We start from the raw sequence: 23,408 nt of genomic DNA, 5'->3' as shown, positions 1-23,408 counted from the left end.
AAGCAGGAACGGAATCAAAGACTGGCGCGCCGCTGTCCGGCAAGCACCGGCAATCGGGTAATCGGGCAATCCGCTAAAGGACGCGGGGCAAACGGCGGCGCGCGGCAAATGACGAGAACAAGTACAGAGAAAACGATGGCGAAGACGGGCTCGACGTCGGGATCGATATCGGGCTTCTGGCAACGACCGTCAGCGATCGGCGCCGTGCGCCTGCGCCATCGCCACGACGACCTTGCGCGGCCCCTTGAACGGCGCACGCGCGTGAGCGGCGAGCATGTTGTCGAGCATCAGGACATCGCCGTCCTGCCACGGGAAGCTGATCTTCTCGGCTTCCAGCACGTGACGAATGGTCGCCAGCGCGTCTTCCTCGATGGGACTGCCGTCGCCGTAGTACACATTGCGCGGCAGGTCTTCCTCGCCGACCACGTCGAGCAACGTCTCGCGCACATCGGGTTCGAGGTTCGAGATATGAAACAGATGCGCCTGATTGAACCAGACCCAGTCGCCCGTGGTCGGGTGCTGCGCGACGGCCTGACACAACTGGCGAGTGCGCAGTTCGCCGTCGTCCTTCCACTCGCAGGCAATGCGATGTGCACGGCAATACGCCTCGACCTCCGCACGATCTTCCGTGTTGAAGACCTGCGTCCACGGCACGTCGAAACCGTTGCCGAAGTTGCGCACGTACATCAGGCCTTTGCTCGCGAAGCGCTCGCGCAGGTCCTTAGGAATGCGGGCATAGATTCGACGGCTGTCGGCAATCGGCGTCTCGCCGCCTTCCTGCGCCGTGAGTACGCTGTAGAACCAGATCTTCATCGGCCAGTCGCGTGTGTACGACTGTTCGTTATGCAAAGGAATGTGTTGATGCGGCGGGTACTCGGTCGACGTATAGACGCCTTGCGAGACTTTGCTGCGCGGCGTCGAGCCGAACTCATAGGTCAGCAGCGAATGGCCGAACGAGGCGGCGAACTCACGGAACGCCGCATCGCCATTCACGCGGAACCCACGGAACAGCACACCGCCGTGGGTCGGGAGATATTCGTCCACCAGTGCATGAAGGGCACTGGCGGCGGCCTCGATCGGCACACCGGCATCGCGCGGTTCGACCACCATCGGGAGGTCGCCGTTGGTGCGCAGGGCGCGCACATCGAGCATCGTATCGAGCATGGTTGGATCCTCAACGAAACCGCGGCGCCAAACGCGCCGCACTTTCATTGACGATCCTCGAGCCCGCAATTTAAGGGCAATCTAAGGACAATTTAGCAAGTTCACGCCGACGACTGCGGTTTTTCCGCCATCGTCGCGCTGCCGGACGGTGCTGCAACCGGCTCGCCGTCGGAGATCAGTTGCCCGTTCTCCATTTTCACCAGCCGGTCGGCCAGCGAGAAGTAGCGGTCGTCGTGCGAAATCACGAGCACCGTTTTCCCCTGCGCCTTCAGTTCCGGCAGGATTTCACGGTAGAACACTTCCTTGAACACCGGGTCCTGATCCGCCGCCCATTCGTCGAACACGAGGAACGGACGATCCTCCACGCACGCCGCCACGAGCGCCAGACGCTTGCGCTGCCCCTGTGACAGATCCCGGGTGGAGAACGCACCGTTGGTCACGCTCACCTTGTGTTGCAGATGCAGGCGTGCGAGCCAGCGCGCCGCGAAGGCGTCGATACGCGCGGGATCGGTCTGCGCGTCGTCCGCACCGAGCAGGGTTTCGAAGAGATGGAAATCGAAGAAAATCGCGGAGAACAATTGACGGTAGCGGTCACGGTTCCTGACATCGACCGACTGGCCGTTCCAGACGATCTCGCCGCTCTCCGGCACGTAAAGGCCGGTAAGCAGTTTCGCCAGCGAGGTCTTGCCGCTGCCGTTACCCCCGATCAGGAACGTGATCTCGCCGGGGCGGAACGTCAGATCGATCGGCCCCATACGGAAGATTTCGTCCTGCTGCTCGTGATAGTAGCTATGCGTGATGCCGTGCAATCGCACCAGCGGCGCGCCGCTCGTCGGTGTCTCCGACGACGTCACTTCCTCGTTGCGCATCGATTCGGTGACTTTCTGAATGCGCTCGCTCGCCACACGCGCCATAGTGAGCAGCGGAATGTTGTTGAGCATCGCTTCGAGCGGCGTGACCATGTACAGAAAGACGATGGCGTAGCCGGTCGCGACATGCGTATTGCTCGACGTAGCGCCAACCAGCACGAACAGCACCAGACCGATGAGCGCAAAGAACAGAAAACGCACCCAACTGACCGAGAAGATAAACAGCGTCAGACCGCGCGAGCGGTTCTCGCGCACCGCCTCGATGGCAGAACCCAGTACGCGCGCGAGAAACGCATCGGCACGACGGCGATTGAGCTTGAGTTCCTTTGCGCCGGACGCCAGCGTCTGGAAATGCCCGAACAGCTCGTCCTGACGCTGTCCCGCCGTACGCAGATAGCGAATCACTTTGGTGTGACTGATGTGATAGCCCAGCGCGCCGAGACCGATCGCCACGCAGGCCATCAGGAAGATCGGCCAGGACAGGATCGCGAGGTACAGGAAACAGCCGGTGACGATCGCGCCGTTCATGACCAGCGTCGGCAGGCCGATGAAGAAGTTCGCGACGTGATTGGCGTCGTCGGCCAGCACCGACTGCACGCGCGCGCCGCCCGTCGACTCGACCACGCGCAACGGCGCGTTGACGATGATGCGCGACACGTGACGACGTAGTTCGGCCAGCGTGCGCTGTCCCAGCCGCGTGAACAGGGCGCCGGCGCACATCTGCGCGAGCATGGACAGCACCGCGAGCGCGGCGAAGCGCCATGCCAGCGCGCCGAGTTCCGCCGCCGGCGCACCGAGCGCACGGTTGATCGAAGCAATCAGCATGACATTTGCCACACCGCAAGCCAGAGAGGCAGCGACCGCAGCCGCAAGCAGCCAGCGCGAGGCGCGTAACAGGAACAGAAACAGGAACACGGGGCTCTCCGCGATTGACCCGCCGCCGCTCGGCGGATCTCGATGAAGGAACGACGAAACCCGGAGCGCGACGCCACTGCGTTGCGCCCCGTTTTGGGCTCCACCGCTCAAAGACGATTCAGGACACCGAAAATTTTCACCGCACGATACACCTGCGCTCGCGCGCCAGCCGAGGGGTAAATTTCACGAAAAGCTCATCGTCTTCTGGGAAACGGATGCTTTGTACGCATTCCCCCCGATTCCGGATCCGGCTCACTTTACCGGATGATCTTGCCGAGGCCCTCATGCACGCAAGTACAGAACCGTCCACGACGAACCACACTCCCCCTCACGCGATGACACACGAACTGATCGGCGTGGGGTTCGGGCCGTCCAACCTCGCGCTCGCCATCGCGCTCGAAGAGCATTGCGGCCAGCGGCTCGGACCGGCTCGCTTCCTGTTCCTGGAGAAGCAGCCCGAGTTCACGTGGCACGGCAACATGCTGCTCTCGAACAGCCGCATGCAGATCGCTTACCTCAAGGACCTGGCGACACTGCGCAATCCGCGCAGCCGCTTCACTTTCATCAATTATCTGCATGAGAAGTCGCGCCTGTCCGCGTTTATCAACTTGCAAAGCCACTATCCGACGCGCCGCGAGTACAACGACTACCTTCGCTGGGCGGCCTCGCACTTCCACGGACAATGCGCGTATGGCGAAACCGTGACGGGCATCGAGCCGGTGCTCGAACGCGGTCAGGTCGTGGCCTTGCAAGTGCATTCGCGCAACGGGCAAGGCGACCTGCAATCGCGCCGCACCCGCAACGTGATCCTCGGTGCGGGCGGTACGCCGCACGTGCCGCCGGTGTTCTCTTCGCTACATCGCGCAGGGCACGAGCGGCTGTTCCATTCGTCGCAGTATCTTGCGCGTGTCGCCGCGCTGAGCGAGACGCAACCGCGACGCGTCGCCGTCGTGGGCGGCGGACAGAGCGCGGCCGAAATTTTCCTCGATCTCGCCGAGCAGTGGCCGCAGGCCCAGGTCGATCTGGTCATGCGCGGTCGAGCGCTGAAGCCTGCGGACAGCAGCCCCTTCGTCAACGAAATCTTCGATCCGCAATTCACCGATTTCATTTACGCCCAGCCGATCGAGCAGCGCGAACGCATTCTCGACGAGTTTCGCAATACGAACTATGCCGTGGTCGATGACGACCTGATCGCCCGCATCTACGACGTGCTGTACCAGCAACGCGTGGGCGGTCACGGGCATCACGCCCTGCTGTCTTGCCACGAGATCCGGGAAACGAGCGCGAACGGCGAGCGCGTGACGCTGCATATGCACGAGCGCCTGTCCGGGCGTGACGTGACGCAGCATTACGATGTCGTGGTGCTGGCCACCGGGTACGAGCGCCGCACGCACGAAGCATTGCTGAGCGACGTCGCCCCCTGGCTCGACGGCTTCGAGGGCGAGCGCGATTACCGGCTGCGCGCCAGAGACAACTTCCAGCCCGGCATCTACCTGCAAGGCTACTGCGAGCCGACGCACGGCCTGTCGGACACCTTGCTCTCGATCCTGGCGACACGCTCGTCGGAGATCGCAACCTCTTTGCTGGAACGTGCCCCGTCGCAGACCGATACGCCGGCGCCGACGACCCGTGTCGCAGCGCTGGCAGGATGAACGTCGCACACGAGCGTAAAAACGGCACCGAACGGCACCGCGGCGAGACCGCCGGTGCCGTTCGTCTTCGGTTCGTCTTCGGTTCGTCTTCGTCGCGCCGGCAAAGCCCGCTGAGGGGGCTACCGTCATCGCCGACATCGTCGGCCCACCGAATGGCCGCTATTGCGGTGCGCCGCCGGCCTGCATCGCCAGTTGCCGCTGAAGTTGCTGCGGCGTCATCGTCAGCATCAGCGGGCAGGATCCGCACAGCAAGGCTTCGTCGCATTTAGTGCCCTTGCCTGCAAGCTGGTAGCGCAAACAACACACCCGGCGTGCACGCATCGGCGTCGGCATGGCCGTCGACGGCGGGGTGACGTAACGCACCGTGCGGTAGAGCGGATTGTCCGATGTCTGACCGAACCCGGCATCGCCCTCGAACAGCCATTCGTAGTCACGAGCAGCGCGCGACGCCAGCGACGGCACGTGATGCCTGCCCCCCGTCTCCCCCACCTCCCCCATCTCCCGCACCGCCCGCATCTCCCCGACGATGAACTCCAGCAGATTGCCCGCATTGCTCCACAGCACGCGCTGCGAGACGCCGGACGCCCGATGCATCGCGTAGATGGCCGCAGGAAGGTGCACATGGATCAGCGACGCGAAACGCTCGAACGCCGGCGGTAATGTCGCCGCGTCCTGCGCTTCGTCGGTGCCTGCGCCCGGCGGTATCCAGCTATCGATCGGGAAACGAAGCTGGACGGGCAACCCGCCGCGCAGCACGATGCGGCACGCCGCCGGATCGAGCGTCAGCCGGCGGCCATGCACGATAGTGATCGCCAGCGCCGCCGGCGCGACGGCACGGAAATAGAATTTGCTCCATTGGGACATCAGCGCACGCGGCTCCACGCCGGGCACGATGCGCCGCACCCCGTCGAACATGGCGGGCATGTGGGCATCGAGGTCCGCGAGGCCGATGACCGCATCGCCGGCCCGGCGCTCACCGGGCGCGGGCACGCCGAACGCCAATCCGGCACACAACGGCCCCAACTCACCGCGCACCGGCGCAGGCAGACTCGCCGCCAGATCGAAGTGACCAGCGCTTGGCGACGCCGGCATCGCAAGACCGGACCGACCGGACCAGTCGCTCATTGGGCCGCCGCCACTGCCACCGCCACCGCCGGCGGCGCGTGCATCGCGGGCGCGAGCTTGTTGGCGACGACGGCCAGCAGTTGCGCAGGATCGTCGCGAACGAAGAAGTGATCGCCTTCGAAGTCGGTACGCGTGTAGGCGCCACGCGTCTCGCAGCGCCAGTCGTCGAGGACCTCCGGCGCGAAACTGTCGCGGCGTCCGGCCATCGCATGAATCGGCAACGGCAACGGCGCACGCTTTTCCGACGATGCCCGCCGGTAATGGCCACACAACTGGAAGTCTGCCTTGATGACGGGCAGCACCATCGCCATGAGTTCAGGCTCCGCGAGCAAGGCCTCCGGTGTGCCGCCCAGCGCGCGCATCTCGGCCAACACGTCGGCATCGTCGACCAGCGCCGCGTAGCGGCTGTCGTCGCGCGTGGCGGGCGGACGGCTCGCCGCCACGAACAGGGCCGCAGGCGTGTACCCCTGCGCATGCAGACGATGCGCGATCTCGAACGCCAGCAAACCGCCCAGGCTATGCCCGAACAGCGCGAAACGCGTGCCGGCTCCGACATGCCGAGCGAGGCACTCCTCGGTCAGCTGGTCCGCCAGCCGATGCGGGTCGTGCTGAAGCGGTTCGTGATGGCGCGTGCCACGGCCCGGCAACTCCACCGGGCGTACCGCCAGCCAGGACGGTGCGGCCTGCGACCATCGCGCATACACGGTGGCGCTGCCGCCCGCACAGGGCAGGCACAGCAGGCGGCACGCCCCGAATGCCTGAATTGCCTCAGATGCGTCAGACGACATTGCGTGCATCGCCCTGCGTGGCGAGGTGCTCGCGCAAGCTGCGCGGACGCATATCCGTCCACACCGTTTCGATGTGCGCCAGACACGTCGCCTTGTTGCCACTCACCCCGACTTCGCGCCATCCGGCGGGCACGGGCCGGTAGTCCGGCCAGATGGCGTACTGCTCTTCGTCGTTGATGACCACTCGGAACACGCAATTCTCGTCGTCGAAACTCATCGATCACTCCTGTAAGCGTCTGACTTGAATCCTGCCAAACCATTGCACCATTGGGAGCGCGATCTGCGCCCCCTCTCTGGCTGACAGACGGTCCAGCATCGCTGCAATTTACCCCTTCGGCAGCCACGCCAGCGCGGCACAATAGCCCGCCGGCGCAGGCAGCAGACGGAGTTCCAGCCCGTGCAGCCCGCGAGCCAGTTCGGGGTCGTCGGCACGCCAGGCGATCGTGTGGCCTGCCGCGCCAGGACAAAAAGCGCTGTCGAACCTGCCCTCGACGGCAGCCGCCGCCCGCGCAACGGCATCCACGTCGACGCTCAACGCCGTCAGACCGTCCTGCAAGCCGGTGCCGAGCGCCTTGAAAACGGCTTCCTTCAGGCTCCAGATCCAGTGGAACGCTGCTTGCGCCCCGCCGCCCCGCCCTGCCAACTGGAAACTGCGCATCAGCAGCGCGCGTTGCTCTTCGGCATGCAGGCAGATGTTCCAGAGGCTGCGCGGGTCGGCAACGGCATCGAGCCGCTCGATGTCGACTCCGACACGCACATTCCGCGAATACGCCAGCATGCCCCATTGCCCTGCGTGACTCACGTTGAAGTCAAGCGCTGCCCCCCCGACCAGTCCGGGCCGCCCGTTGGCGTCCGTCTCGAACACGATATCGCCCGGCGGGACCCCCAACTCGCGGCCCAGCGCCTCGCGCAGCGATGCCCTCACGGCCGCGAAGCGCGCCCGATCCTCCGCCTTGTGCAGGCGCGACATCCGAAAGTGCTCGTCGGAGGACAACCGCGCCACCGCACGGGACGGTGTCTCGAAGGCATCAGCAATCCTGATGAATTGCAAAGTAAGGCTCATTGGCATAACGAAATGAAAGGCGACTCAATCGACAGACGTCTTGCGCATCAAAATATTAATTGCAAACCATTCTCATTTTCACTATTGTTTACGTCAAATTTGCTGCGATACCTGCGGAAAGTTATAGGCGCACCGGCCGCAATCCGAGTTGTGCGTCCGTCGGATCTGAGCGGCGGAAGTTCTGCAGTCCTGTCTTTTCTCCCTGCACCGTTGTGTTGGAATGCGCCGTGGGCGTCGTTCCTGGCGGCGTTCGCCCGTCACTTTGTCATCGGCTGTGTTCGTGCCTTTTTCGGGCTCGCCAGTGTGGTTCCAAAGCGACAGTTGCAGCGCGTCGCCACACAGCCGTGCCTTCGATGCCGATCTGGAGGCAAAAGCATGAGCGAGCAGTTAAGTTATGCCGGGTGCCCCGGCTGGATGCCTAAGGGCAATGACACGGAGGACGGCGTTGTCGGTCAGGTCTTCGTCACCCACCGACGCGCACTGGTCGGACTGGCGATGCGGATTCTCGGCTGCCCGTGCCGCGCGGAAGATGTGGTGCAGGATGCGTACATCAAGTTGTGCGACGCACGCAGCACGTGCCCGGTCCGGCATCCCGCCAGCTATGTCATGCAGGTGGTACGCAATCTGGCGTTAGACGGCTATCGTCGCCAGCAAATCGAGAACCGGGTGTTCACGGTAGAAGACGAGGCGATCGATATGCCCGATCGCGCGGCCTCGCCCGAGGCGCAGGTCACGGCGCGACAGATGATCGGCGGCATGCTCGACCGGCTCAAGACCTTGCCCGAGCGCACACGCACTGTCTTCGAGATGTATTACTTCCAGGATTGCACGCAACGTGAGATCGCCCAGTCGTTGGGCGTCTCGACCACGCTGGTGAATTTCATGATGCAGGACGCCCGTCAGGCGCTCACGCCGTGGATCAACGGCGCGTGCGAAGAGGCGGTCTGACGCTGGCCGACGGCCAGCGCCGAATCGTGTCGCCGTGTCGCCGTGTCGCCGTGCCGGGACCGCCCGCCGCGCGCCGGCACGGCCCCGCGCCGACATCGTCAGCGAAGCGCCACGCCCTCGAAACCCCCGTCGATGTCGGCGATCACGATTCGATTCTTCCCCAGGCGCTTGGCGTTGTACAACGCGTGATCGGCCATGGCCAGCCAGGCTGTAGGGGAAATCAGATTCACCGTGTAGTTCGCCACCCCGACGCTCAACGTCACGCTGCGTGACGCATCGAGGCCTTGTGTCGCGTCCGAAAACACGGCGCAGACCTTTTCCAGTTTCCGGCGCGCTTTCTCGGCCGATTGGCCGTCGAACAGTACGCAGAATTCATCGCCCCCGTACCGTCCGCTCACATCGTGGCTGCCCAGTTCGGTCAACAGCACGTCGGACAGAATCCGAATCAGCGAATCGCCCTGAAGATGACCGTGCAGGTCGTTGATTTCCTTGAAACCGTCGATGTCGATGAGCGCGATGCTCGCCGTGCCGGAGCGGCCCAGTCGCTTGTCGGCGAAGCAAGCCGTGAGCGCGCGCATCCAGGAGCGGCGGTGGAGCAACGACGTGAGATCGTCCTGATCGCTGATCCGCCGCAGCGTACGTTCGCTTTTCGACAGCCGTTTCGCCAGCCGAAAGCTGGTGACTCCCACCAGCGTCGGGTAAATGAGCAACAGCGGCAGACTTGCCACCAACTCGCGGAACGCGATGTGCGTCTGAACCGTGAAGCCGAGCACGCTGCCGGTCAGCAGCCCGCCGAAGATCAACGCCAGAATACCGTCGCGCAGCAGGCGGTATCCGCCGACGGACGCATTGTGCATAAGAAGGACCGACACCAGCACCGCCGACGGTACGCCGCTAAATTGCATGGCGACCACCCACCCGCCGCCGAAGGCCGAATCGCACAGCAGATTGCGACGCTCGGCCGCCACCGGATCGGACGACGACATGGCGATGGCGTGCGCAAAGGCCGGCCACAGGAACGCGTTGAGCGCCCAGATCCCATAGCCGATATGCGACGCCCCGGCGCGTTGGATAGCGACGAACACCGCGATGGCGCTCAGCACACACCCCAGACTGCGCAGTCCCAGCACGCGACGAGAGAAGTCTCGCCCCTTTTGGGTCTGATAACGGGAAGACTGGTCTGTCGATGAATCCGTCATGTCGCCTGAGTTTTCGATGAGGGACACCTAAGTTCGTGTCGAATTCTCTCGAAAAATGAGATAAATACGCCCGACTTGCTGCCGATCATGTACCGGTTCGCGCATTATGCCTGCCCTCCGGGACTTCCAGCTTCACATCGCGACGCGCGGCGGGCAAATCTCATTCACCAGTGCGTTGACATTACTTCGTTCATTGACTCCGGGCAGCGGCGGGCGGCATCAGGCCGTGTTGGGCGACGCCCATGAAAAAGGCCCGCAAGGTGCTGCGGGCCCAATGTCTTTCCTGCTGCGTATGATCGTCGGACGCTTCTCAAGCCTCCGAAGCCTCTGGAGCCTCTTGAGCCTCCGACAGGTCAGACGCCTGACTTCGCCGCAGCGATCACGGCGATCTCGACGAGCAGGTCCGACGCCGCCAGGCGCGACTCCACCGTCGCGCGCGTCGGTGTGTTCCCCGGGCTCGTCCAAGCGTCCCACACGGCGTTCATGCCGGCGAAGTCCGACTCGATGTCCTTGAGCCACACCTGCGCCGAGAGCAGACGCGACTTGTCGATACCGGCGTCCTTCAAATAGCCGTCGATCTTCGCCAACACCTGCTGCGTCTGGCCGGTAATGTCCTGACTGCGGTCGTCGGCTGTCTGGCCGCCGATGTAGACCGTTCCGTTGTGCACCACCACACGGCTCATCCGTGCATTCGTGTGATGACGTTGAATATCGCTCATTACCACGTCTCCAAAAGGGAATAAAAAGCAGTAGATGAAAGGCGCGAGCCATCTCACCTACTTGGGGAAACCTGCGCGTTCACTCAGAAATTCGGGGGCTTCGACGGCCGAGGCCAGTTCGCCCAGCGTCACCGGCTTGATGGGGGGACGGATGCGGTAGTAGCCCACTTCCGGCACCGCACAGCCTTGTGCCTGCGCCAGCAGTTCAGCCACGGTCATGCCGCAGAACCGGCCCTGGCAAGGTCCCATGCCGCAACGCGAGAAGGTCTTCGTCTGGTTCGGTCCGACGCACCCCAGCCCGGCCATGCGCCGCACGTCCCCTGCCGTCACCTCTTCGCAACGGCACACGATGGTGCTGTCGTCGACGGGGGCACGGAAGTCGTCGGCGGGACGGTAAAGCGCATCCAGGAACGGACGGATCGCCGTGTGCGACGCCAGTTCGCGACGCAGCGACACCGCGCGCGAGTCGCGTCTGGCCGCGTCGATCTTGCCGAGCTTCGCGGCGGCCTGAACCGCCGCCAGGCGCCCCGACGGCTCCGCCGCCAGCGCCCCGCCGATACCGGCCCCGTCTCCGGCCACGAAGATGCCCGGCACGCTGGTTTCCCCCCAGAGGTCGGTCTTCGGACGCCAGCACAACTGCGCGTCGTCCCACTCGTGATCGCAACCGATCGAGCGCGTGACCTGTGTGTTCGGAATCACCCCCTGATGCAACAACACCAGCGCCGTATCGATACGTTGCGTCTTGCCGTCGGCCACATACTCGATGGCCTCGGCCTGCGTTTTGCCCAGCACGCGCAACGACGACACATGCTTGACGTGCCGCACGCCCGCCGCGCGAATCGCGCGCAGCAGTTTGAAGCCCTTGAGCAGATAGGACGGCGCGCGCAAGGCGCCGCCGGCGTGACGCAACGCTTCGCGGCGTCCGCTCGCTTCGGCCGTGTCGAGGATCGCGCGCACCGGCACACCCGCATTGATGAGTTGCCACGCGAACAGGTAGAGCAACGGGCCGCAACCGGCCAGCACCGCAGGCGTATCCGGCACCAACGCGGATGCCTTGAGCAACGTCTGCGCCGCCCCCACGCCCATCACGCCGGGCAAGGTCCATCCCGGTATCGGGAACGGACGCTCCTGTGCGCCGCCGGCGAGCACGATCGCGCTTGCCTCGATCTGCAACGTGCCGCCGCCCGCGCTTTGCCGCGTAACGCAGACACGTTTGTCCATGCCGATCTGCCAGGCGAGTGTCTGCGGCCAATAGGCGATGTCCGCTTGGGCAAATGCATCGACGAGCGCGCGCCCGCGCAGATAGTCCGGTCCGAGCACACCTGGGTCGGCCAGCGGCGAACGGCTCACGCTGCGGTAGATCTGACCACCCGGCAACACGTTTTCGTCGACGACCAGCGGGGCCAGTCCGTGTCGCGTCGCTTCGAGCGCCGCGGCGAGTCCCGCAGGTCCTGCGCCGACGACCAGTAAATCCACGGGCTTCGTACTCATGCCAAACTCCTTGCGCCAATCATGCGACGCACCTGCATTCCCTCGCGCACGGGCGTCATGCACCCCTGGCGGTTCGGCACGCCGTCGATCTCCACGAGACAGTCGAAACACACGCCCATCATGCAGAACGGCGCGCGCTCGCTGCCGGTCACGGGCGTGGTGCGGCATGCCGTCACGCCCGCGAAGAGCAAGGCCGCCGCCACATTCACATCCGCCGGTACGTCGACCGGGGTTCCTTCGATGAACATCCGCACCGTCGCGCCATCCCTGCGCGCCAGCGACTTAAGCAGCGAAACGTTTGGCATAGAAATGATCCAGAAGCGCGGGACGCTCGGCGCCGAGAATCCACGGCGCGAGGGTTTCACAATGCGCGGCGGCAAGCGTCACACCGCTGTGGCAGGTGGCGAGGAAGGCGCCCGGACAGGCTTGCGATTCCTCGTAGATCGGCAGGCCGTCGGCGGTCATCACGCGCAGCGCGCCCCACGCACGCACCACGCGCACATCCTTGAGGATGGGGAACGGTGCAATGCCGCGACGCGCGATGTCGGCGAGTACGTCCGGCGTCACACCGTCGTTGAAGCCCACGTCTTCGGCGGAGTCGCCGAGCATGACGGAACCTTCGACAGTCTGACGCACGTAGATCGTCGGATAGTCGAGGAAAGGCTTAACGCGCTCGGTCACGAGAATCTGGCCGCGCAACGGCTTGACCGGCGCATCGAGCCCGACCATCGGCGCGAGGTCGCGATTGCCCAGACCGGCGGCCAGCACCACGCGCCCGGCGTCGAACGACGCGTCGCCCATGCTGACGCGAAACGCATTGCCCAGCGGGCGAACATCGGTCACACGCCCGTTCGGCGCATACTCGCCGCCCAACTGCTCGAACGCGGCGAACAGGGCCCGCAGTGTGTAGAGCGGACTGACGTGGCCGTCGTTCGGAGAATAGATGGCGCCATGCACGTCGGGGCCGATGGCCGGCAGACGCTCGGCCAGCGCATCGTGATCGAGCACCTCGTAGACGAGTGCCGGCTCGGCGTCTTTGAGCTTGCGCATGCTCTCGACCTTGACGGCAAGTTCGTCGGCCGTCTGCGCGATGTTGAACCCGCCGGGCCGCTGAAAGCCGACGTTCACCCCGGTGCGTGCGAAGAGTTCGTCAGCCATGCCCTGCCACGTGTTCGCGGAATGCAGCGACCAGCGTGCATAGTTGGTGCAGGTGCCTCCTTTGCCCTGCACCCAGACCAGCCCGAAGTTGCCGCGAGCGGCCCGCAGCGAGTTGTCTTCGCCATCGCAAACGACGACGCGTTGTCCGCGCTTGGCGAGCCCGTAGGCGATCGCCATGCCGACGAGGCCACCGCCGATGACGGCGATATCGTATGTCTTTTGCATGTTTTAGTGATTTCCAACCAGAACCTTGTTCAATCCGTAGATGCGGTCGAGCACCAGCATCACGGCGAGCGTCAGGCCGATGAGCAGCGTCGAGATCGCCGCCACGCTCGGGTCCACCGTCTCGCTCATGTTCATGTAGATGCGCACCGGCAGCGTGATGGTCTCGGGCGAGGTGACGAAGATCGTTGCCGTGAGCTCGTCGAAGCTGTTGATGAACGCCAGCACCCAGCCGCCGGCTACGCCTGGCAGAATCGCGGGCAGCGTGATGCGGCGGAAGGTCGTCCAGCGCCCCGCGCCGAGCGAGCGCGCCGCACGTTCGCCCTCGTCCGCCTGACCGACGAGCGCCGCCATGATCAGCCGCAGCGCGTACGGAAAGATCAGCAACGCGTGACAGGCGACAAGGCTCTCGAACGAGCCGCCCATGTCGAGCAGCGTGAACAGTCGCAAGAACGCAATGCCCAGCACCACCGGCGGAATCATCAGCGGCGAGAGCAGGAACGAGTTGATGGCGTCGCGCCCCGGAAAGCGATAGCGCGCGAGCCCCATCGCGGTGGGCACCGCAAGCGCTGTGGACACCGTGGCGGACATCACGCCCAGCCACAGACTCGTGCGCAACGCCGACTGAAAGTCCTCGTCGCTCATGAGCGAGGCGAACCAGCGCAGCGAGAAGCGCTGCGTCGGAATCGAGAGGAAGTTGTCCGGCGTGAACGCCACCAGACACACCACGACCAGCGGTGCGAGGATGAAGACGAGAAACACCACATGGAACGCGAGCGCACCGAAGCCGTTGCGATCGTACCGGGAATCCTGCGAAGTCATGTGAGGGCCTCCCGTCAGCCGAGACGGCGCGTGAAGCGCTTCTCGAGTGCGCGGTTGTAACCGCTGATGATGAGTACGTTGACGATCAGCAGCACGATGGCGATGGCTGCGCCCAGCGGCCAATTCAGCGTGCCGAGGAACTCGTCGTACGCCGTGGTCGCCACCACCTTCAGGCGTCGGCCGCCGATAAGGGCCGGCGTGGCGAATGCGCTTGCCGTCAACGCGAACACGATCAGGCTGCCGGACAGAATGCCCGGCGTGATCTGCGGCAACACCACACGCCACATCACCGTCGCGCGTCCGGCGCCGAGCGAGCGTGCGGCGTGGGCGACAGCGGGGTCGAGCCGCGTGAGCGAGGTCCACACCGACAGCACCATCAGCGGCACGAGTACGTGCACCAGCGCCACCGTGACAGCCCCCATCGTGAAGAGCATCTGCAACGGATGATCGATAAGCCCGAGCTTCGTGAGCAGCGTATTGATCAGCCCTTCGCGGCCGAGCAGAATCGACCAGCCGAGCGTTCGCACGACGACCGAAATGAGCAGCGGGCCGAGCACGAGCACCAGACACAGCGAGCGCCACGGGTCGCGCATGCGGAACAGGAAGTAGGCTTCCGGCACGCCGACGAGCACGCACAGCAGCGTCACACCGACCGACAACAGCAACGTGCGCAGGAAGATCTCGTAAAAATAACTGTCGGTGACGATGTCGAGGTAATGCTGCAACGACAGCGTCGGCAAGATGCCGCCCGAGTTCGGATCGAAGCCGTACAGGCTCAGCACGAACGTCAGGACGAGCGGGACGGCGAGCAGCACGAGGAAGTAGAGCGTTGCCGGCATGACCAGCGTCCAGGCGGCACGCCGCTGGCCGGCGATCTCCGCAGAGACCCCCATCGACGGCTTCGCCGGTGGCTCGGCGCTCGCGCGCGGTGGCGTGGACGTCGCGGCGTTCATGCGCGCTCCCGTACCAGACGCAAGGCGTCGTCGGCCCAATCGAGACCGACGGCATCGCCGTCATTGGCGGCGACCACACCGTCGTTCGACACGAGCACGCGAAGATCGCCCAACGCGGTCGATACGGTCAGCAACCAGTGGTTGCCGTGGAAGCTGCGCTGCGCGACGCGGCCCGGCACGCGGCCGGTGCCGGCCGACGTCAGCCGGATCCGCTCGGGACGCAGACAGAACGTGACGGGCGCATTGGGCGCATTGGGCACATTGAGCCCGCCGGCGGAATTGACGGAATTGGCCGCCTCCGCCGCCAGCCCGGCCTGCGCAGGCGAGAGCACGAGCCGCAGTCCCTGCACGTCGAGCAGCGCCACGCCGCCGCGCACGTCGAGCTGGCCGGTGATGAGATTGGTCTGCCCGATGAAGTTTGCGGCGAACGTGGCGCGCGGATCTTCGTACACGTCGTGCGGCGTGTCGATGCGCACCACGCGCCCCACATTGAGCAGCACCACGCGGTCGCTGATCGCGAGCGCTTCGGCCTGATCGTGCGTGACCATGATCGTGGTGGTGCCGACCTTGCGCTGAATCGCACGCAACTCGTCCTGCATCTGCTCGCGCAGCTTCGCGTCGAGATTCGAGAGCGGTTCGTCGAGCAGCAGCACCGGCGGTGCGATCACCATCGCACGCGCGAGCGCCACACGCTGCCGCTGTCCGCCCGAGAGTTCGCGCGGATAGCGCTGCGCGTGCTGGCCGAGATGCACGAGTTCCAGCGCGTCCTTCACCCGACGTTGCTTCTCGCCGGGATCGACCCGTCGCATGTCCAGACCGAACGCCACGTTCTGCGCCACTGTCATGTGCGGAAACAGCGCGTAGCTCTGGAAGACGATCCCGAGCCCGCGCTTTTCCGGCGGCACCGGCGTCAGGTCACGGCCTTCGAGCAGAATCCGGCCGGACGTCGGCGCGACGAAGCCGGCGATCATCTGCAAGGTGGTCGTCTTGCCGCAGCCGGACGGTCCCAGCAGGGAGATGAACTCGCCCTGCGCGATCGAGAGATCGACGCCTTCGACGGCAACCGTATCGCCGAAGCGCTTGCCGAGTTGTTCGACGCGCAGATACGGCGTCGACGCGGGCGTGCTCGTAGGGGTTGGGGTGATCATGACGCTTGTGGTCTCCGACGGACGAATCAAATGAAGGCTCGACGGCTCAACGCTCGATCTGACGGTTCCAGCGCTGCGTCCAGTCGGCGCGCTTGGCGTTCACGACGTCCCAGTCGACACGCACGAGCTTGTCGATCTGCGTCGGCGACGGCACGCGAGCGGCCACGGCCATCGACAGTTGCGTCTTTTTGTTCGACGGCGCCACGCCCTGGCTTTCCGCAAGCACGGCCTGCGTCTGCGGCGAGAGAATCATCTGGATGAATTTTTGCGCGAGCGCATCGTTGGCGGACTTGTCGACCGCGCACATGCCCATGCCGAGCGCGACCGCGCCTTCCTTCGGATAGACGAACTCAACCGGAATGCCCTGCTGACGCAGCGCCTGCACGCGACCGTTGCCCCACACGGCGATCGCCACTTCGTCCGCCTGGAACAGCTCGGCGATCTTGCCCGGCGACGGATCGAACGACAGCACGTTCGGTGCGATCTTCTCCATCTCCTTGAAACCCGGATCGATGTTCGAATCGCTGCCGCCGTTGAGTTTCGACTCGACGAGCAGCGCGTGCAGCCCATACGTGTTCTTGATGCTCGGCATCACGAGCTTGCCCTTGTACTTCGGATCGGACAGCTCCTTCCACGACGTCGGCGCAGGCCAGCCCCTGGCCTGGAACAGACGCGTGTTGTATGCGATACCCGTCGCGATCAGACCGGCCGCCACGGCGTTGCCGCCCTTGAATTTCGCGATGTCGTAGAGATCCTGATAGACCGGGGCGTCGGCGAGCTTGCCGCAAAAGCCCATCTGAATGGCCTGATACATCGGACCGTCGTCGAGGAAGACCACATCCATGCCGGCCTTGCCCTTTTGCGCCTGAAGCTTCGCGAGTGTGGTCGTCGAGTCGCCCGGCACGATCACGACCTTCGTGCCCGGATTGGCCCGCTCAAAACCGGGAATGACGTCTTTCTTGAGCATCTGCTCGAACGAACCGCCATAAGCGCCGACGTACAACGTGGCGTCGGCATGGGCGGCGGCAGCGCCAAAAACCAGACCGGCCACCGCGAAAATCGCGGCGGCGCGACACGGCTTGCGAAGCGTTTGAGGGACGACAGTCTTCATCGGGAAGCTCCTTGCGTGATGCAGTGTTATGTGATGTTATGGCTCGGCATTACGAAAAAAAATCAAACTGGTGCGTGGTTTTCGTAGGGTCATTTTCGACACATTCACGGTCAAATCACATTTTTTTGCTCCGCCATACGCAAATGTTATGGCGCACGCAGACGAGGGTTCGATGAAGATCCGGCAGTTGGAAGCATTTCGCGCGCTGATCCTGCGCCAGACGGTCACTCGCGCGGCGGACATGCTGCACATTTCGCAACCGGCCGTCACACGCCTCATCAACGATCTGGAAGCCGACGTAGGGTTTTCCTTATTCGACAGAAGCAACGGCCGGCTCAACCCGACGCCCGAGGCGATGGTGTTGTTCGAAGAGGTGGAACGCTCGTTTGCGGGCATCGATCGCATTGCGCAGACAGCCGAGCAGATCAAGTCGTTGCGACGCGGCTCGCTGCACATCGCCGGCGCCCCGGCGCTCGCGCTGGAATTCCTGCCGACGACGCTCACCGGCTTCATGCGCGAACACCCCGGCATCAGCACCACGCTGCTGATTCATGCGTCGAGCATCGTGGTCGATATGGTGGTCGGCAGACGCTGCGATGTCGGTTTCATCGCCCACCCGCTCACGCACGCGGGCGCGAACGTCGAAACGCTGCATCGCGCGCCCATGCGCTGCATCCTGCCGCCAGGCCACCGGCTCGCGAACCGCGACGTGATTCGCCCGGAAGACCTGCGCGACGAGTCGTTCGTCTCCTACCCGAAGGAGTTCGACAACCGGATGTACATCGACCGGCTCTTCGCGGAGCGGCAGATCGATCGAGTCATGAGCGCAGAGTCGCAGTTGTCGGCGGCCATCTGCGTCTTGGTCCAGCATGGTGCAGGCGTCGCGATCATCGATCAGGTCACGGCGCGCTACGCGGCGGGACGCGTCGTCGTCAAACCGTTCGAGCCCGTGGTCATGTCGGGCTTTTCGCTGGTCACATCGACGCAACACCCGCCGTCGCAACTCGCGCAAGCTTTCGTCGACTACACGAAGCAGCGCATGATCGCCCTGCTGGAAGCCTGATCCCCACCGGGCCCGTCACATGGCTGACGCCGCGCCGCCCCCCTTTTTTCCATGATGACGCGTGTGACCGGACGCTGCGCAAGCGGTTGCCCGCAACGCATATCGCGCGCGCCCCAAAATGGGGCGTGCGGTGATGCTTGTCAGTCAACTGCTCTCCTTATCCATTGCGACGGTTTTTCAACAGTTCGATGCAAAATCCTCACGTTTCTTTTGACGGACTGAAGTGTTTTATGCATGACAACGCGAATCCCGACAATTTCTCTCTCGGGCGCGCCACAAGCACGAAATAACGAATTCGAGTTCGGCAATAGGAGCATGAAGTGAAGTTTGCAGTTCTAACGTCAGACATCGGGCTCTACGACGCCATCCGCAACCGCCTCAGCGCCGACGGCGACTGTCAGCGATTCGACGACGCCGCCCAATACCTCGTGGCTGCCTCGCGCGTTCCTTACTCGGCGGTACTCGTCGATGCATCGCTAGGCCCTCTGGACTTGCAGGGCGTACTCGCCCGCCGCCGCGGCACGCGCAGTGCCGGCGCGCCCGTCATCGGGTTCGGCACCCCCTCGTGGATGCTCGACCTGTCGTTCCGCGCCGGATGCGACGACGTGCTGCCCTTCCCCGTCGATATCCCCGAGTTGCAGACCCGCCTGGCGATGACGCTCCATCGGCGCGCCTCGGCCAACGCGGCACGCAGCGAGGACATTCTGGAAGTCGGCGGCTATCAGCTCGACCGCAGCCGCGATACCGTCGCGGTGAACGGCATCGAAGTGGAGCTGACCGCACGCGAGTTCGCGCTCGCGTGGCTGCTGTTCTCCGCGCCGGACATGCGCGTGAGCCGGGCCCGTATCGCGTCGCTCATCTGGCGCAGCGACGAGGCGTCCGCCGCGCGCAGCATCGAGCAGCATGTGTACCTGCTTCGCAATCGTCTGGGCCTGCGCGGCGAGCACGGTCTGGTGTTGCGTGCGGTCTACGGCGGCGGCTACTGCCTCGGTGCGCGCCCGCGCCGGGTCACGCGTGCCGCCCCGCGCGCGCAAGCCTTGCCTGAAGTCCCGCGCGATTGATATGCTCTCGCCCGCCCCGCTGCCGGTCGCCCGCAAACGCGCGCGCTATCCGGCAGCGACAATCGGGAGGACGAATGACAATAGACAAAGAGACGCCAATGTTGCACCGCAGCCCCCGCAGTCCCCATAGTTCCTATCCGCTGACCGGACTGGCGAGGCTGACGCGAATGGCCCGACCGGCGCGCCTGACCGCCATCGCGCTAATGACGCTCGCGGCGTATGCAGGCGGTGCGAGCGCCGGCGCGCTGCACCCCGTCAAGGTGAACAAGCAGGAATTGACCGGACCGGTGTTCGAGCGCGCCGACGCCGTGCATGAGAGCGAAGACGGCAACGATACCGTCGACGTCACCACGTTCACATCTCCCGACAAAGCCTTCCAGACCGGCGTGTTCAAGTCGGGCCCCGTGCGTGAGGAAATTCGCTCGGCGCCGGGATATCCTTACACCGAATTACTCGTCTTCCTCACCGGTGGTGCGAAGTTCACGTCGAGCGACGGCACGGTCGTCGAGGCCGGCCCGGGCGAAGCCGTCACCCTGCCCAAGGGCTGGACGGGTGTCTTCGAATCGAAGGGCTACACCAAGCTCTACGCCGTGTACGACACCGACGCCCCCTCGCATATCGGTCAGTAAGTTCCGGTAAGGCAGCCAGCGTGCGCGTCGAATGCCGACGCGTGCGCATGGCAAAAACACAATCGGCCCGTCACTTCCCGTGACGGGCCGATTCGCGTTGACTTCACCGAAACGACGCGATGGTGCGCGCCGCCGCTCAGTAGTTCGCCATCAGCGACGCCACGCCGCGCAGGCTATGGCGGCGATGCCAACGCAGTTCGTCGAGCCCGGTGATCTCCAGCTTCGGGAAGCTGCCAAGCAGTTTGTCGAGCGCGATTTGCAGCGTCGCCGTCGCGAGCCGTGCGCCGAGGCAATGGTGAATACCGGCGCTAAACGAGATCAGACGGCCATGATTGTTGCGCCGGATGTCGAAGCCATCCGGGTTCTCGAACCTGGCCGGATCGCGATTGGCCGCGCCCAGCAGCATGAACACGGTCGTGCCGGTTTCGATGGCGACGTCTCCCACTCGCACCGGCGAGAGCGCCGTACGCGCGACCATCTGCACCGAACTGTCGAAGCGCATCGCCTCAACGACGGCCGCCTGCGTGAGCGACGGATCGCTGCGAAGCGCCTGCCATTGCGCCGGATCACGGTAGAGGTGAATCAGCGCATTGCCGAGCATGTTCGACGTCGTCTCATGGCCCGCGACGAACAGCAACAACATGTTGGCGACGATCTCGTCGTCGGACAAGCCGCCCTCACCGCTCGTGGCGACGATCAGCGCGGAGAGCAAGTCGTCGCCCGGTTCACGGCGACGCACGCGCAGGAGGCGGTCGAAATACGATTCGAGCGTCAGCGCGCCCTTGTTGGCCTCAGCCAGTCCGGCTTCGTCGAGCGGTGCGAGATCGAACGCGCGCACCAGCGCTGCGGCGCTCTCGCCCAGGACCTGACCGTCTTCGATCGGCACGTCGAGCATGCGGCAGATGATGCGCAGCGGCAGCGGCGTGCAGTACGACGACATCAGATCGACCGGGCCGGTCGGCGGCATCGCTTCGATGAGCAGGGCCGCCTGCTCATGCATGTCTTTCGACAGGTCCTCGATGCGACGAGCATTGAACGAGTGCATCAACAGCGTGCGCAGGCGCGTGTGTTCCGGCGGATTCGCCATCAGAAACATCCGGCTGATCGCGCGGAACACGGGCTGCTCGGTCGCGAGCGGGCCATAGCGCGCGATCACGCTCGGCATGTAGGCCTTGCCCATGCGGCGGTCGTGCAACAGCGCTTCGATCAGGTCGTAGCGCCCGGTCATCATCAGCGCCGGACCGATGGGCACCAGATCGCCGGCCTGACGCAGGCGCTCATATACAGGGTAAGGATTGTCGAAGAACGCGGGGGAAGAAAAATCAGCGAGATTCATAAGTCTGGGAGAGGGGGGAATCTGCCATCGCGTCGGTGAACGGCTGCAAGATACCGTTGGCTTGCAGACTCGGCGGCGTAGCGCCGCCGTCGTAGAGCACCGGCACGACGGCGTTGGCCAGCGCGCGGGCGATCGGCAGGAGATCGCTCGACCCGGAGGGAGCGACCAATGCAAACATTTGTCCGTCACGGCGCCACGTCACCGTGTCCATCGGGGGAATCACCTGCGCCGAAGGGCCATGCGCCAGGCGCGTGTCCTTGACGATATACAACGCCACCGGCGGACCTTCGCGTGGCAGATACGCGATCTGCACGACCGCACGGCCATCGAACTGCAACCGTTGCACGCGCTTGAACTCCATGTTGGCGCGGCGCAGATCGGGAACGACCAGCGGGATGTCGTCACGATGCCGGATCGCACGCACCGTCGCGATCGCTTCGGCGGGTTCATCGTCGAGCGGATCGAGCGTCGCGCGGGCGATCAGCGTCTGGTAGGAGACGAATGCGCGCACCCACGGCTCATACGAGCCGTGCCATACGTTCGGCGCTTCCGGCGGCGCCGCGGCGACACTGTCGACGTCCAGATTGCCGGCCGCCACCACGGCGCGCGCGAGGGGCAGCGGCGTCGGCGCGGGGCCTTCCGTGAGAAAGCGTGCGCCGGCGCTCGCAACCAGCACGACGAACGCCATCGCACCGGCCGAAAAACCGCCGATCTGCCACCAGATCGAACTCGGCCTGCGGCGTGTCACCGTCGCGCCGCGCTCGTCCTTGTCCCGGTCCAGCGAGCTGCGACGCGGGACCGCGCTACGGCTGCGAACATGGACACGATGCCGCGCGCGCGCGAAGCGCGCGTCGTTGGCGCTGGCGACGTGCGAGGGAACGTCGAGTGTCGTGCGCCCGCGCACCAGCGTGCGCAACGTCGAGATGAGTTCGGGGGGGACCGGCGCGGAGACGCAGTCGTCGTAAGCCTCGCGGAACGGCAGATCGGACGCACGCAACGCCGCCACACGCGCCGCAAGTGCAGGCGAACGGGAAACGGCGGCTTCGACCTTCGCGTGGACTTCATCGCTCAGGGTGCCGTCCACGTAAGACAGGAGGGTCTGGTCCGTGATCATCATCACGTCGACGTTTCGCCTACTTCGACGCTGCTGCGCCGGCGTGGGGCAATGTCGAACTGCACCCCGAGACGCTGACGGGCCGCCGACAGACGTCCCATGACGGTCGCGACCGGAACATCGAGAATCTGCGCGGCTTCGCGGTAGCTGAAACCCTCCACGGCCACGAGCAGCAGCGCCACGCGCTGCGGCGTCGGCAAACGCTCCACGGCGTCGACGATCTGACGGTGCCCGAGGTGCTCGTCAGGCAATCCCGACACGGAGTCGGCAATGTTTTCGAGCAAGGCGTCGTCCCAGGCCACGCCGCCGCGATTGCGCACGTTACGCGCGCGTAATTCATTGAGCCAGAGCGAATGGACGATGGAGTAAAGCCAGTTCAGCGGCGCACTGTCGGGCCGCAGTTGGGCGTCCGCCCGTTCGAGTGCACGCACGCAGGCGCGCTGCACGAGGTCTTCGGCATCATGCCGGTCGCCGGTCAGCCGCAGCGCGAACGTCCACAGCTTCGGCAGCATAGGGAGCAGCAAACGCGCGAACCCCGAATCTTGCTCGAACTGCATCATGTTCATTCACCACCACAGACACTGACGGAAAGATTCCACATTATTCACAAGTCCAAGAAGACAAAGAATAAAAATTATTTGAAATTCGTCTCAATACCAGCCGCAATGCCGCTCATCCTCGTATAGATGACCAGATCATGCGGCCAACGGGCGTTTCACGAGAAAAACCACGCAATATTCCGCCTGTATATCGCGTCGTCTATTTGCGACAGAAATTCAAACGCAACGCCGACGCCCGACGCCGGGACGACCGCCGGTTCGGTAGCACTCCGATATCGATCGGACATGAAAAACGACG

23 protein-coding genes are annotated in these 23,408 nt (G+C 64.5%); 5 read left to right on the top strand and 18 right to left on the bottom strand.

The features are described 5' to 3' along the window. Positions 1 to 189: 189 nt before the first annotated feature. A complete protein-coding gene (gene panH, locus PAN31108_RS16685) occupies positions 190 to 1,164 on the bottom strand; it encodes a pandorabactin biosynthesis dioxygenase PanH (protein WP_150669937.1) in 975 nt (324 codons plus the stop codon). Between the two features lie 101 nt (positions 1,165 to 1,265). Beyond that, entirely contained in the window at positions 1,266 to 2,948 is a 1,683-nt protein-coding gene (panG, locus tag PAN31108_RS16680; protein ID WP_150669936.1) for a pandorabactin export ABC transporter PanG, read from the bottom strand. Between the two features lie 284 nt (positions 2,949 to 3,232). Here panG and PAN31108_RS16675 point away from each other — a divergent pair, with 284 nt between their 5' ends. Beyond that, a complete protein-coding gene (locus tag PAN31108_RS16675; RefSeq protein ID WP_217426326.1) occupies positions 3,233 to 4,600 on the top strand; it encodes a lysine N(6)-hydroxylase/L-ornithine N(5)-oxygenase family protein in 1,368 nt (455 codons plus the stop codon). 159 nt (positions 4,601 to 4,759) lie between these two features. On the opposite strand, the gene fhuF is transcribed toward PAN31108_RS16675, so the two are convergent. From fhuF to PAN31108_RS16655, 4 genes are all read right to left on the bottom strand, one after another. Beyond that, positions 4,760 to 5,725, bottom strand: a complete 966-nt coding sequence (fhuF, locus tag PAN31108_RS16670) for a siderophore-iron reductase FhuF (protein WP_150669935.1) — start codon at positions 5,723 to 5,725, stop codon at positions 4,760 to 4,762. After that, a complete protein-coding gene (locus PAN31108_RS16665) occupies positions 5,722 to 6,513 on the bottom strand; it encodes a thioesterase II family protein (protein ID WP_150669934.1) in 792 nt (263 codons plus the stop codon). Before PAN31108_RS16665 ends, fhuF begins: the two co-directional genes overlap by 4 nt. After that, positions 6,503 to 6,730, bottom strand: a complete 228-nt coding sequence (locus PAN31108_RS16660) for an MbtH family protein (RefSeq protein ID WP_150669933.1) — start codon at positions 6,728 to 6,730, stop codon at positions 6,503 to 6,505. The genes PAN31108_RS16665 and PAN31108_RS16660 overlap by 11 nt, the downstream gene beginning before the upstream one ends. A gap of 108 nt (positions 6,731 to 6,838) precedes the next feature. Beyond that, entirely contained in the window at positions 6,839 to 7,576 is a 738-nt protein-coding gene (locus PAN31108_RS16655; protein WP_174995025.1) for a 4'-phosphopantetheinyl transferase family protein, read from the bottom strand. A 375-nt stretch (positions 7,577 to 7,951) separates the two neighbouring features. Between PAN31108_RS16655 and panA the strand changes: the two genes are divergently transcribed. After that, positions 7,952 to 8,524 carry a pandorabactin biosynthesis sigma factor PanA gene (panA, locus tag PAN31108_RS16650; RefSeq protein WP_217426325.1) on the top strand — a complete coding sequence of 191 codons (573 nt, stop codon included), beginning with the start codon at positions 7,952 to 7,954 and terminating at the stop codon, positions 8,522 to 8,524. Positions 8,525 to 8,622: 98 nt separating this feature from the next. On the opposite strand, the gene PAN31108_RS16645 is transcribed toward panA, so the two are convergent. The 9 genes from PAN31108_RS16645 to PAN31108_RS16605 all read right to left on the bottom strand — a co-directional run bounded on the left by PAN31108_RS16645 (position 8,623) and on the right by PAN31108_RS16605 (position 17,347). Next, a complete protein-coding gene (locus tag PAN31108_RS16645) occupies positions 8,623 to 9,750 on the bottom strand; it encodes a diguanylate cyclase (RefSeq protein WP_150669931.1) in 1,128 nt (375 codons plus the stop codon). Between the two features lie 326 nt (positions 9,751 to 10,076). Beyond that, positions 10,077 to 10,442 (bottom strand): RidA family protein, encoded by a 366-nt coding sequence (locus PAN31108_RS16640; RefSeq protein ID WP_150669930.1) that lies wholly within the window; start codon positions 10,440 to 10,442, stop codon positions 10,077 to 10,079. 57 nt (positions 10,443 to 10,499) lie between these two features. After that, positions 10,500 to 11,933, bottom strand: a complete 1,434-nt coding sequence (locus tag PAN31108_RS16635; protein ID WP_150669929.1) for an FAD/NAD(P)-dependent oxidoreductase — start codon at positions 11,931 to 11,933, stop codon at positions 10,500 to 10,502. Beyond that, entirely contained in the window at positions 11,930 to 12,238 is a 309-nt protein-coding gene (locus PAN31108_RS16630; protein ID WP_150669928.1) for a (2Fe-2S)-binding protein, read from the bottom strand. The genes PAN31108_RS16635 and PAN31108_RS16630 overlap by 4 nt, the downstream gene beginning before the upstream one ends. Further along, on the bottom strand, positions 12,216 to 13,316 hold the full coding sequence (locus PAN31108_RS16625; protein WP_150669927.1) for an NAD(P)/FAD-dependent oxidoreductase: 1,101 nt from the start codon (positions 13,314 to 13,316) through the stop codon (positions 12,216 to 12,218). Before PAN31108_RS16625 ends, PAN31108_RS16630 begins: the two co-directional genes overlap by 23 nt. A 3-nt stretch (positions 13,317 to 13,319) precedes the next feature. Next, positions 13,320 to 14,135 (bottom strand): ABC transporter permease, encoded by an 816-nt coding sequence (locus PAN31108_RS16620; RefSeq protein ID WP_150669926.1) that lies wholly within the window; start codon positions 14,133 to 14,135, stop codon positions 13,320 to 13,322. A gap of 14 nt (positions 14,136 to 14,149) precedes the next feature. Beyond that, positions 14,150 to 15,088 (bottom strand): ABC transporter permease, encoded by a 939-nt coding sequence (locus tag PAN31108_RS16615; protein WP_370819672.1) that lies wholly within the window; start codon positions 15,086 to 15,088, stop codon positions 14,150 to 14,152. Further along, complete coding sequence (locus tag PAN31108_RS16610) at positions 15,085 to 16,236, bottom strand: ABC transporter ATP-binding protein (protein WP_150669925.1); 1,152 nt, start codon at positions 16,234 to 16,236, stop codon at positions 15,085 to 15,087. Before PAN31108_RS16610 ends, PAN31108_RS16615 begins: the two co-directional genes overlap by 4 nt. 46 nt (positions 16,237 to 16,282) lie before the next feature. Next, positions 16,283 to 17,347: an ABC transporter substrate-binding protein gene (locus PAN31108_RS16605; RefSeq protein WP_150669924.1), complete on the bottom strand. Its 1,065-nt coding sequence runs from the start codon at positions 17,345 to 17,347 to the stop codon at positions 16,283 to 16,285. A 148-nt stretch (positions 17,348 to 17,495) separates the two neighbouring features. Between PAN31108_RS16605 and PAN31108_RS16600 the strand changes: the two genes are divergently transcribed. From PAN31108_RS16600 to PAN31108_RS16590, 3 genes are all read left to right on the top strand, one after another. After that, entirely contained in the window at positions 17,496 to 18,410 is a 915-nt protein-coding gene (locus tag PAN31108_RS16600; protein ID WP_150669923.1) for a LysR substrate-binding domain-containing protein, read from the top strand. A gap of 320 nt (positions 18,411 to 18,730) precedes the next feature. After that, on the top strand, positions 18,731 to 19,471 hold the full coding sequence (locus tag PAN31108_RS16595; protein ID WP_150669922.1) for a response regulator transcription factor: 741 nt from the start codon (positions 18,731 to 18,733) through the stop codon (positions 19,469 to 19,471). A gap of 167 nt (positions 19,472 to 19,638) precedes the next feature. Further along, positions 19,639 to 20,100: a cupin domain-containing protein gene (locus tag PAN31108_RS16590; protein WP_150669921.1), complete on the top strand. Its 462-nt coding sequence runs from the start codon at positions 19,639 to 19,641 to the stop codon at positions 20,098 to 20,100. Between the two features lie 136 nt (positions 20,101 to 20,236). Here PAN31108_RS16590 and PAN31108_RS16585 read toward each other — a convergent pair whose 3' ends face one another. The 3 genes from PAN31108_RS16585 to PAN31108_RS16575 are packed head-to-tail and all read right to left on the bottom strand — an operon-like array spanning position 20,237 to position 23,110. Continuing rightward, positions 20,237 to 21,436 (bottom strand): cytochrome P450, encoded by a 1,200-nt coding sequence (locus PAN31108_RS16585; protein ID WP_150669920.1) that lies wholly within the window; start codon positions 21,434 to 21,436, stop codon positions 20,237 to 20,239. Next, a complete protein-coding gene (locus PAN31108_RS16580) occupies positions 21,423 to 22,556 on the bottom strand; it encodes a hypothetical protein (RefSeq protein WP_150669919.1) in 1,134 nt (377 codons plus the stop codon). The genes PAN31108_RS16585 and PAN31108_RS16580 overlap by 14 nt, the downstream gene beginning before the upstream one ends. Further along, positions 22,553 to 23,110, bottom strand: a complete 558-nt coding sequence (locus PAN31108_RS16575; protein WP_246184006.1) for an RNA polymerase sigma factor — start codon at positions 23,108 to 23,110, stop codon at positions 22,553 to 22,555. The genes PAN31108_RS16580 and PAN31108_RS16575 overlap by 4 nt, the downstream gene beginning before the upstream one ends. Positions 23,111 to 23,408: the final 298 nt, after the last annotated feature.

It is taken from the genome of Pandoraea anhela, from assembly GCF_902459655.1.
In the GTDB taxonomy this organism is placed as follows: domain Bacteria; phylum Pseudomonadota; class Gammaproteobacteria; order Burkholderiales; family Burkholderiaceae; genus Pandoraea; species Pandoraea anhela.
This window is presented reverse-complemented; position numbering and strand designations above follow the sequence as displayed.